The following is a 5,347-nucleotide window of genomic DNA, read 5'->3' as shown; positions in this document are numbered from 1 at the left end:
CCCTCGAGGCGATCGAACCCGGCGTCACCGGTGCGGCCGTCCACGACGCTGCCTGCGACGTCATCGAGGAGGCGGGCTACGAGACGCTCCGGAGCGATCCCAGCGCCGGGACCGGCTTCATCCACAGCACCGGCCACGGCGTCGGCCTCGACATCCACGAACAGCCCAGCCTCTCGCCGACCGGGGAGGAACTCGAGCCCGGCCACGTCGTCACGGTCGAACCCGGCATCTACGATCCCCAGGTGGGCGGCGTTCGCATCGAGGACCTGGTGGTCGTCACCGAGGACGGCTACGAGAACCTCACCGAGTACCCGATCCAGCTCGAGCCGCGAGCGAACTGACCGCCTCTCGGTTCCGCGAGTATTTTTCAACCCTCCTCAGAAAGTATTTATGGCGAGGAGAGACACTGAAAGACAGCCGGGACCATCCCCCCGACTGCGTCCGAATCGCTGGTACGCCGTCCCGGCTGATCCACCCCTCTTCCCCCCTTTTGTCCGGGATCGACAACCGTTCATACGGACTGGTGTACGTCATTGACGGTGCAACCGCAGCACGGGTCGCGGTTACACCGGTAAATCGTTACAGCAGACCGTATCAGTCCCGACGACCGACGGCGATCCGCTCGCCGACCTCGAGGCCGCTTCGCAGCGCCGCGTGGATCCGTCCCTCGCCGGCGACCCAGTCGCCGACGCAGTACAGCCCCGCCGACTCCGCTCGGCGGACGGGGTCGGTCGAGACGCCGCCCTCGGGAATCGCGTAGCGCCAGCCCTGATGGTCGGTCCACTCGGGCTCGGTGAGGCGGTCGTCCTCGAGCAGCCCCGCGGTCATGGCGGCGAGTTCGGCGAGGTTTCGCTCCGGGTCGCCGTCGTCGTGGTCGACCGACCACTCGTGGCCGGCCTGGACGATCAGCAGGGAGTCGCCGTCGGGGACGTGGCCGGGCTTGCACTCCTCGCGGCTGACCCAGCCGATCTCGTGGTCCTTGTCGGTGTTGACCAGCGCGTAGTAGGGGACGTCGAGTTCGAACGGGTAGCGAAAGACGCCGGTCCACACCCGTCGGTAGGTGACTTCGGCGAGCGCCTCGAGCAGCGACTCCTGCCGGTCGGAGTTCCACGCGCTCGACTCGAGCAGGGTCGCCGTCTGTGGCGCCGGCGGGTTCAGGAGGACGGCGTCGTACGGCCCCCACGGGTTGCCGGCGGCGTCCTCGAGGGTCCACGTCCCGGCGGCGTCGTCGCACACCAGTCGCTCGACGCGCGTCTCGCGGTGGATCGTCGCGTCGGTGCGGGCGAACAGCCGCTTCGCGAGCTGGGTCAGCCCCCGCCGGTAGGTCCACTTGTGGTCGTCCGCGTCGCGGCCGGGTTCGATGGCGCCGTCCCGGTCGAACGTCCAGACGGGCTCGTCGATATCGACGAGGCCCTCCGTCGGGAGCGTCTCCGTCACGAGCTCGACGACCCGCTCGTCGTCGGCCTTGAGGTAGTTCGCGCCGTAGTCGTAGACGACGTCGTCCCGGCGACGGGTCGCGGCCCGCCCGCAGAGCCCGCCCGACTTCTCGAGCACCGTCACCGAGACGTCGTCGGTCGCCCCCTCGAGAGCGAACGTCGCGCCCGCTGCCCCGACGCCCGCGCCGACGATCCCGATCCGTTTCATACGCGGCGTTCGGGGGCGACCCGGAAGTACCCTTCCGCAGCCGGCGTCGATTGCCGGCTGTCGCGGCACCTCCCGAAACGATCGTCCGTCGGCTCGGGTTCGCCGAAGATCCCGACGGCTCGAGGGGGCTACCGGGGGTCGACCACGCGGCCGAGAAACAGCGTCGCACCGGTCTCGCGGTCACGGATCAGAAACAGGAACGGTCGGTCGACGACCATCCGGAAGTCGACGGTGGGCGCGGAGTCGGCCTCCATCTCGACGCCCGTCGCGGCCGCGGCCTCGGTCCCCTCCTCGTCGACGGCGACGTAGGCCTCGTAGCGGACGTCGCCGACGAACAGGTTCTCGTCGATCTCCTCGAGGGGCACCATCCCGTCGAAGTTCGCCCGATCGGGGTCGAACGCCCGCTCGATCCCCAGCTCCGCGAGGGCGTCGGTCAGGCCGAACCCGGCGTCGAACTCGAACCGGGGGAGGACGACCTCGCCCTCCCGCTCCTCGAGAGCGTCGACGAACGTCGCGAGCGCCTCGGCGTCGAGCTCGTCCTCGAATCGTTCGAACTCGTCGTTCGCCGGAAGCACGACGAGCATGCCGACTTCCTCGCCGACGTAGGGGAGCTCGACGACCCGGTGGCCGTCGACCTCGGCGTAGGGAACCGTCTCGGTCTGGCGCATCAGGGGTGCCTCGACCGTCTCGCCGTCTAGCAGCGTGAACTCCTCTTCGCGCGTGTCGCCCTCCTCGAACTGGTGGTGCCAGTCGGCCAGTAAGTAGACGGCGTTCGTCAGCACGAGCCGCGTCCGGTCGTCGAACGAGCCGTCCGGAAACAGCTCGTCGATGCGCTCGTTCGTCCGTTCGGCGACCCACCCGTTGATCTCCTCGCGGGCGCCCTCGGGATCCGCGCCGAACTCGGCCGTCCGCACTCGGCCCCGTAGCGGTCCTCGAGGATCTCGAGGTACGACTCGCGGTAAGGGTAGCCCTCGAGTCCCCAGACCGCGTTCGCGACCGCGAGTTCGAACTCGCCGTCGGTCGCAGCGTCCGCGCGCTCGTTTAACTCGTACTGGAGCTGCTGGTGGGCCGACCGAAGCGCCTCGCGGTCGTCGGGAAACCGGAGCGCCTCGCCGATCTCCTCGGCCGTCTCCTCGCGAGCCCCCGCGTCGGTCATCCCGAGCGCGAAGCCGACGCTAGCGGGCGAGACCAGCAGGTTCTCGCCGGGGTCGGCGCCGGCGAGTCGATCCAGCAGCGCGAGCCCGAACTCGACGTTCCCCTCGACGACTCGCTCGAGGGCGTCGCCGTCGTGATCGGCCGCCGCGCCGACGCCGGGAACGGGCTCGACGCTCGGGCTCGAGGCGTCGTCGCGGCCGAACCGCCACCAGAGGGCGCCGCTCGCGAGGGCCGCCCCCGACGCGGTCGCGAGCCGTCGTCGCGATAGTTTCATACAACTAACTCGTCGACGGGATCGAAAAACCCCGGGGCAAGGTGAAAGGGTCGTTTGAACTATAGTAGCCACTGAAAGTCAGTGCGCACTCGATCGCACGACTGCTATGCGATCGGTGTGCAAACCGTTTCAGTTGTTACTATAGGGGTGGCGGAGGCCGATCGGGAGCGTCCTCGAGGCCGCATCGCTACTCGTCAGGGGCCGTCTCCTGGTACTCGAGGAAGCGGACCTGGACGGCGACGTCCCGATCGGTCTCCTCGCTAATTCGTTCGTGAAGCGCCTGTGAGAGGTCAGGGTAGTCGTCGTCGGTGTACTGGCCGACGACGACGGTGATCCGATTCGGCTCCTCGTCCGCGGGCAGCGTGACGCCGCTGTACCCGACCTCGACCTGCTCGAGCACCAGCTGCTCGTACTCCGGCTCGGCGAGCACCTCGTCGGTACCCTGGTTCACCGCCTGCGCGAAGACGAAGTGCTGGTAGGTCATGACGACGACGGCGACGACGACTACCGCGATTGCGACGGCGAGAGCCGCGCCGGCGACCGTCCGAAGATCGGCCGAGAGGAAGTGGCGAACGTCGCCGCTGCTGGCGGCGCGGTACCCGAACGCCCACAGCGAGACGTACGCGGTGACGTTGATCAGGATGACGTTGACGAACAGCAACACGAGCGCGCCGGCGACTAACACGGGCTCGAGCCAGACGATGCCGAGTCCCGCCGCCGCGGCCGCGGGGACGATCGCCGCGGCGACAGCGACCCCCGCGAGCGAGACCGGCAGATCGGTCACCAGCGCGAGGCCCCCGGCGGTGCCGGCGAAGATCGCGACCGTCAGCGTGAGCAGCGCGGGCGTGCTGAACGCACCGACCTGCGCGATGTTCTCGATCGCCAGCGACGACGGAACGAGCGAACCGTACCGGAAGACGAGACCGGCGACAACGGCCCCCGAGAGGGCGACGGTGAGTCCGATCAGCTGTGACTTGACGCTGTCGGCGATCGAGTCGTAGTCGCCGATCACCGCGGCGACGCTCGCCGAGAGCGACGAGCCGGCGAACGGCGAGATCACCATTGCGCCGACGATGATAATCGCGGAGTCGAGCAACAGCCCGGCGGCGGCGACGAGCGAGCTGAGTCCGGCGAACAGCAGGAACATCGAGAGCTGCGGGGTCAGCTCCCGGGCCTTCGTCCGCAACTCGGCGTGCGAGAGCCCGATCTCGTCGTCGGGCCCCTGCGTGTACTTTCCCTCCAGCTCGTCGAGTCCGGGCGTCGTCGCCGTCTCGATCTCGGTGACGATCGTAAAGGCGTCGTCCTCGAGCCCGTCGTTCCGGAGCCGATCCAGCATCTCGTCGACCGCGCCGTCGGGGAGCGGAAAGTAGACGATCGAAGAGTCGTTGTCGGCGGCTTCCTCGGCGATAACGTAGTCCGCGTCCTCCTCGTCAAGCGTCTCGAGGACGCGATCCTGCGATTCGTTCCGGACCCGGAGCTGGACGAGACGCATAGCTGAACAGATCGGGGGTCGATAAAGTGTGTTCCGGAGAAGCTCCGCGGAGCGGCTACGAATCGGTGTCGTCCTCGAGGTACGACGGCCGCTGCTCGTACTCGATCGGATCCCGAACGCCGAGGCGCTGGAACGCCTGCAGGCGGTAGGCGCAGGCGTCGCAGGTGCCACAGGCAGGCTCGTTCTCGCGGTAACAGCTCCAGGTGTGTTCGTAGGGCACCTCCAGCTCGAGCCCCCGCTCGGCGATGTCGGTCTTCGAGCGCTCGACGAACGGCGCCTCGATCGCGATCTCGGTGTCGGGTTTCGTGCCGACGTCGACGACGCGCTCGAAGGCCTCGAAGAACTCGGGTCGGCAGTCGGGGTAGCCCGAGAAGTCCTCGCTGTGGGCGCCGATGAACACCGCCTCGCAGTCGTTGGCCTCGGCGTAGGAGACCGCCATTGCCAGCAGGTTCGCGTTCCGGAACGGGACGTAGGATGTCGGGATCTCCTCGCTTTCCATGTCGGCGTCGGCGACGTCGAGTTCGTCGTCGGTGAGACTCGAGGCGCCGATCGCCGAGAGGTGGCCCGTCTCGATCCGCAGGAAGTCGGCCGCGTCGAACGCCTCGGCGAGTCTGTGGGCGCACTCGAGTTCGCGGTCTTCGGTGCGCTGGCCGTAGGAGGTGTGCAGGGCGTAGATCTCGTAGCCCCGCTCGCGGGCGACGGCCGCGGCGGTGGCGCTGTCCATCCCTCCCGAGAGGAGGACGACGGCGCGTTTTTCGGTCGGTTCGTCGTCTCGTGCGGGC

At 68.5% G+C, this 5,347-nt stretch carries 4 protein-coding genes and 1 pseudogene; 1 reads left to right on the top strand and 4 read right to left on the bottom strand.

What is annotated here, in order from left to right:
• Positions 1–341: M24 family metallopeptidase (locus tag ACNA7R_RS19085; RefSeq protein ID WP_416285100.1), on the top strand; the 341-nt coding region annotated here is incomplete at its 5' end.
• 253 nt (positions 342–594) lie between these two features.
• On the opposite strand, the gene ACNA7R_RS19080 is transcribed toward ACNA7R_RS19085, so the two are convergent.
• The 4 genes and pseudogenes from ACNA7R_RS19080 to queC all read right to left on the bottom strand — a co-directional run.
• Positions 595–1,644 carry an NAD(P)/FAD-dependent oxidoreductase gene (locus ACNA7R_RS19080; protein WP_416285099.1) on the bottom strand — a complete coding sequence of 350 codons (1,050 nt, stop codon included), beginning with the start codon at positions 1,642–1,644 and terminating at the stop codon, positions 595–597.
• 128 nt (positions 1,645–1,772) lie between these two features.
• Positions 1,773–3,073: pseudogene (locus ACNA7R_RS19075) on the bottom strand (serpin family protein).
• Positions 3,074–3,260: 187 nt separating this feature from the next.
• On the bottom strand, positions 3,261–4,565 hold the full coding sequence (locus ACNA7R_RS19070; RefSeq protein WP_416285098.1) for a DUF389 domain-containing protein: 1,305 nt from the start codon (positions 4,563–4,565) through the stop codon (positions 3,261–3,263).
• A gap of 55 nt (positions 4,566–4,620) precedes the next feature.
• A partial coding sequence (queC, locus tag ACNA7R_RS19065; protein ID WP_416285097.1) for a 7-cyano-7-deazaguanine synthase QueC occupies positions 4,621–5,347 on the bottom strand: 727 nt, incomplete at its 5' end.

Source organism: Natronococcus sp. (assembly GCF_047921035.1).
Lineage (GTDB): Archaea > Halobacteriota > Halobacteria > Halobacteriales > Natrialbaceae > Natronococcus.
The sequence above is the reverse complement of the archived record's forward strand: the minus strand, read 5'-3'. Positions and strand labels throughout refer to the sequence as shown.